Here is a 5539-nt window from a genome sequence, read left to right on the forward strand (position 1 = left end):
GAGTGGCCCGAGACCGGGCGTCCGCGTCGGGCCGGTATCTCGTCGTTCGGGATCAGCGGCACCAACGCACACGTGATCGTGGAGCAGGCACCGGAGGACACGGCCCGGACCCCGGAGTCGGAGCGCACCGGCGGTGCGTCCGCGGGCGGTGTGGTGCCGTGGGTGCTGTCCGGGCGCAGCGCCGAGGCCCTGCGGGGCCAGGCGGCCCGGCTCGCCGAGTTCGTCGAACTGGGCCCGGAACCGGACCCCCTCGACGTCGGCCACTCACTGGTGGCTGCGCGTTCGGCGCTCGAGCACCGGGCGGTCGTGCTCAGCGCCGACGGCGGCCTGGAGTCGCTGCGCGGCGGGCTCGCCGCGCTCGCGTCAGGGGAGCCCGCCGCAGGACTGGTGCGCGGAACGGCGCGGTCCGGAGTGCGCACGGTGCTGGTCTTCCCCGGGCAGGGTTCGCAGTGGGTGGGCATGGCCAAGGGGCTGCTCGAGGCGTCCGAGGCGTTCGCCGCCCGGATCGCCGAGTGCGAGGCCGCGCTGTCCCCGTTCATCGACTGGTCGCTCACGGAGCTGCTCACCGGCGGCGAGGAGACAGCCGAACTCCTCGACCAGGTGGACGTGGTGCAGCCGGCGCTCTGGGCGGTGATGGTGTCGCTGGCCGAGGCATGGCGCTCGGTGGGCGTGGTTCCAGCCGCGGTTCTCGGGCACTCGCAGGGCGAGATCGCCGCCGCCGCGGTGGCGGGTGCGCTGTCCCTGGACGACGCGGCGCGTGTGGTCGCCCTGCGGGCGCGGGCCCTGGTCGGGCTGCAAGGGCGCGGTGGCATGGCGTCGGTGGCCGCCTCCCGGACCCGTACGGAGGAGCTGATCGCGGGGTACGGCGAGCGTCTTTCGGTGGCGGCGGTGAACGGGCCGGAGTCGACCGTGGTGTCCGGTGACGCCGACGCGCTGGCTGAACTGATCGGCGCCTCCGCTGAGTTGGGGGTGAGGATCCGGCAGGTTCCGGTGTCGTACGCCTCGCACTGCGCCCACGTCGATCGGATTCGCGACGAGGTGCTCGAGTCCCTGGCCCCGATCCGGCCGGTGGCGTCGGCGGTGCCGTTCTTCTCCACGGTGTCCGGCGACTGGCAGGACACCACCGAACTCGACGCCGAGTACTGGTTCCGCAACCTGCGCCGACCGGTCGAGTTCGAGGCCGCCACACGGTCACTGCTCGACCAGGGCTACAGCGTGTTCGTCGAGTCGAGTGCGCGTCCGGTTCTGGTGAACGGTCTGCTCGAGACCATCGAGGACACCGACCGGGCCGGCGGTGCCGTCGGCTCGCTGCGGCGCGGCGAGGGCGGCTGGGACCGGTTCCTGACCTCGGTCGCCGAGGTGTACACCCAGGGCGTGGACGTCGACTGGGCAGGTCTCCTGGCGGGTGGCCGCACGGTCGAACTCCCCACGTACGCCTTCCAGCACAAGCGCTACTGGCTGGAGCGTGCCGTCGCCGAGCAGACGGCCGGCGCGGGGTCGCCGGACGCCGTCGACAGCCGGTTCTGGGAGGCTGTCGAGCGGGAGGACCTTGAGGAACTCGCCGCCACCCTGCAGCCCGGCACCGACGGCGACGTACGCGGATCGCTGGAAACGCTGATGCCCGCGCTGTCCTCCTGGCGGCGTCAGCGCCGCGAGGAGCAGACCGTCGACTCCTGGCGGTACCGCATCGTGTGGCGGCCGGACCCGCAGGGCAGGCCGGCTGTGGCGATGGGCAGTTGGATCGTCGCGGTACCCGAGACGCTTCGGGACCATCCCTGGGCGAAGGCCGCCGCCGACGCGCTGACCGCCGCCGGGGCCGAGGTGCGCCAGGTACTCCTGGACACCGCGAACCCGGAGCGCGAGACGTGGGCCGCGCGCCTGAAGTCGGCTTCGCCCGCGGCCTCCGGTGTGCTGTCGCTGCTCGCCCTGGACGAGGCATGGGTGCCCGGCCGGCCGGGAGCGGTGACGGCCGGCGTGCTCGGCACCCTGACGATGCTGCAGGCCCTGGGCGACGCGGACCTCGGGGCCCGGTTGTGGTGCGCCACGCAGGGCGCCGTGTCCGTCAGCTCGGTGGACCGCGCACAGAGCCCCGCGCAGGCACAGGTGTGGGGCCTCGGCATGGTGGCCGCACTGGAGCAGCCCGACCTGTGGGGCGGCTTGGTCGACCTGCCGGCCGCGGTGACGGACCGGACGGCCGAGCGGCTTCCCGGCCTGCTGGCGGGCGGTGGCGAGGAGGACCAGTCGGCACTCAGGTCCTCGGGTGTGTTCGTACGGCGGCTGGCGCCCGCACCGCTGGCGCAATCCGCGGCGGTACGGGAGTGGCGGGCGCGCGGAACCGTGCTCGTCACCGGCGGCACGGGCGGCCTCGGCGGGCATGTTGCGCGCTGGCTGGCCGGGCAGGGCGCCGAGCACCTCGTACTGACGAGCCGCCGTGGGCCCGATGCCCCGGGGGCCGGTGAACTGCGGCAAGAGCTGGAGCAGTTGGGCGCCCGGGTCACCATCGCCGCCTGCGACGTCGGTGACCGCGAGGCCGTCGCCGCGCTGCTCGACGGGCTCAAGGCCGGGGGCTCCCCGGTCCGTTCCGTGGTGCACACGGCCGGCGTGCCCGGCCGCTTCCTGCCCCTGGCCGAGGCGTCCGTCGACGATCTGACGGAGACGCTGGCAGCGAAGGTCGGTGGCGCCGAGGCGTTGCACGAGCTGCTCGCGGGCGAGGAACTGGACGCGTTCGTCCTGTTCTCCTCCAACGCGGGCGTCTGGGGCGGCGCCGGCCAGGGCGCGTACGCCGCGGCGAACGCGCACCTGGACGCGCTGGCCGAGCGGCGTCGGGCGGCCGGCCTTCCGGCCACTTCGGTGGCCTGGGGGATGTGGGCCGGCGACGGCCTGGCCCGTACGGAGGACATCGGCGAACAGCTCAGCGTGCGCGGTCTGCGGCCGATGGAACCCGCCCTCGCCATCTCGGCGCTGCACCAGGCGATCGACCGGGACGAGACGTTCCTGTCGGTCACCGACACCGACTGGGAGCGCTTTACCTCCGTCTTCAGCGTCGCCCGGCCGAGCCCCCTGCTCGCCGAACTCGCGCCGACGCAGGAAACCGAGGGCGCCGGGGCAGGCGAGCAGGACAGCTCGCGCTCCGCACTGGTTGCCCGCCTCACGGCGGTGCACCCGCCGGAGCAGCACCGGATCCTGGTGGACCTGGTGCGGGCCGAGGCAGCCGCGATCCTCGGGTACGCGGGGCTCGGCGAGATCGACTCGCAGCGCGGGTTCACCGATCTGGGCTTCACCTCGCTCAGCGCGGTCGAACTGCGCAACCGGATCAACGCGGTGACCGGTCTGAAGCTGCCGCCGTCGGCGATCTTCGACCACGCCAACGCGGCTGCCCTCGCCCGTCAGTTGTGTACTCAGCTGGCTCCGGCGGGGCCCGCCGAGGGCGGCTCCGTCCTGGAACGCATCCAGCAGATGGAGACGGCCGTGCTGGTCCGGCCACTGGCCGGCGGCGAGCGGGATCTGGTCGCCGAACAACTGCGGGAACTGCTCCGCAAGGTCGAGGGACAGGACGCCACCGCGGACGGCGACGCCGCGATCGACCGGGACGCGCTGGACGCGGCATCGGACGACGAGATGTTCGCCCTGATCGACCAGCAGCTCGGGCTCGAATGACGCGCCTGTGACTGCTGAGGGTGCACGGGCCGGCCACGTCGGCCCGTGCACCCCACGCTCTGGAACACGCTCTGGAACACGCACCATTCACGGGTTGGAGAGAAAGTCATATGGCTGGTGTCGAGGAACGGCTTCGTGAGTACCTCAAGCGCGTCACCGCGGACCTGTCGGACACCAAGCAGCGCCTGAAGGCGGCCGAGTCCCGGTCCCGGGAGCCCGTCGCCGTCGTCGGCATCGGCTGCCGGCTGCCCGGTGGTGTCGCCTCGCCGGAGGACTTCTGGCGGCTGCTGTCCCAAGGACAGGACGCCGTCGGGGAGTTCCCCGACGACCGCGGCTGGGACCCGGACATGTACGACCCGGATCCGGACGCGACCGGCAAGTCGTACGCGAAGGAGGGGGCGTTCGTCCGCGACGCCGCCGACTTCGACGCCGACCTGTTCGGGATATCGCCCCGCGAGGCACTGACCATGGACCCCCAGCAGCGGCTGCTGCTCGAGACGTCCTGGGAGGCGATCGAGCGGGCCGGCATCGACCCGGCCTCGCTGCACGGAAGTGACGTCGGGGTCTTCGCGGGCGCCGCCACATCCGGTTACATCTCCGGCCGCCAGGTCCCGGACAGCGCCGAGGGGTACGCCATCACCGGTGGGTCCTCGAGCGTGCTGTCCGGGCGCATCGCCTACACTCTCGGCCTCGAGGGCCCGGCGCTGACGGTGGACACGGCGTGCTCCTCGTCGCTGGTCGCCCTGCACCTGGCGGCCCAGTCGCTGCGCAACGGCGAGTGCTCACTGGCCCTGGCCGGCGGTGTGTCGGTGCTGGTCAGTCCGTACCCGTTCATCGGCTTCAGCCGACAGCGGGGACTGGCCCCCGACGGGCGCTGCAAGCCGTTCTCCGACAGCGCGGACGGCACCGGCTGGGGCGAGGGCGCAGGCGTCCTCGTGCTGGAGAAGCTGTCCGACGCACGCCGCAACGGACACCGCGTACTCGCGGTGATTCGTGGCTCCGCGGTCAACCAGGACGGTGCCAGCAGCGGCCTGACCGCCCCCAACGGCCCGTCCCAGCAGCGGGTCATCCGGGCCGCTCTCGCCGATGCCCGGATGTCCGCGCAGGACGTGGACGCGGTGGAGGCGCACGGCACCGGTACCTCGCTCGGTGACCCGATCGAGGCGCAGGCGCTGCTCGCCACGTACGGACAGGGACGCGAGACCGACCGCCCGCTGTGGCTCGGCTCGGTCAAGTCGAATATCGCGCACACCCAGTCCACGGCGGGCATCGCCGGCGTCATCAAGCTCGTGCTCGCGCTCCAGCACGACCTGCTGCCCCCGACGCTGCACGTGGATCGGCCGTCGACCAACGTCGACTGGTCCGTGGGTTCCGTCCAGCTTCTGACCGAGGCCCGCCCCTGGCCGCAGACCGAGCGCCCCCGGCGGGCCGGCGTCTCCGCTTTCGGCGTGAGCGGCACCAACGCCCACGTGATCATCGAGGAGGCGCCCGCCCCGGAGCAGACCGAGGAGGCCACCGCCCCCGTGCCCATGGCTGGGGGACTGATCCCGTGGACGCTGTCGTCACGCAGTGCCGACGGCATGGCGGCACAGGCGGCCCGCCTCGCCGACCACCTGGAGCACCGGCCCGAACTCGACCTGCTCGACGTGGGGTTCTCGCTCGGCACCACGCGCTCCGCACTGCCGTACCGGGCCGTCATCGCCGGGCGGGACCGGGACGAACTCCTCGGGGGCCTGCGGGCCCTGGCGGGGCAGACGGACGGCGCCACGGCGGCACAGGTCCAGCGCGGTGTGGCTCGTGGTGGTGTGCGGACGGCGTTTTTGTTCTCGGGTCAGGGTGCGCAGCGTGTGGGGATGGGGTGTGGTTTGGCTGCTGCGTTTCC

Annotated in this window: 2 protein-coding genes; both read left to right on the forward strand. The window is 73.1% G+C overall.

The features are described from left to right. A partial coding sequence (locus AB0E78_RS41715; protein WP_361844911.1) for an SDR family NAD(P)-dependent oxidoreductase occupies positions 1-3657 on the forward strand: 3657 nt, incomplete at its 5' end. Positions 3658-3767: 110 nt separating this feature from the next. Next, on the forward strand, positions 3768-5539 hold a 1772-nt coding region (locus AB0E78_RS41720), incomplete at its 3' end, for a type I polyketide synthase (RefSeq protein WP_361844914.1).

Origin of the sequence: Streptomyces sp. NPDC032198, assembly GCF_040636975.1 — a bacterium.
In the GTDB taxonomy this organism is placed as follows: domain Bacteria; phylum Actinomycetota; class Actinomycetes; order Streptomycetales; family Streptomycetaceae; genus Streptomyces.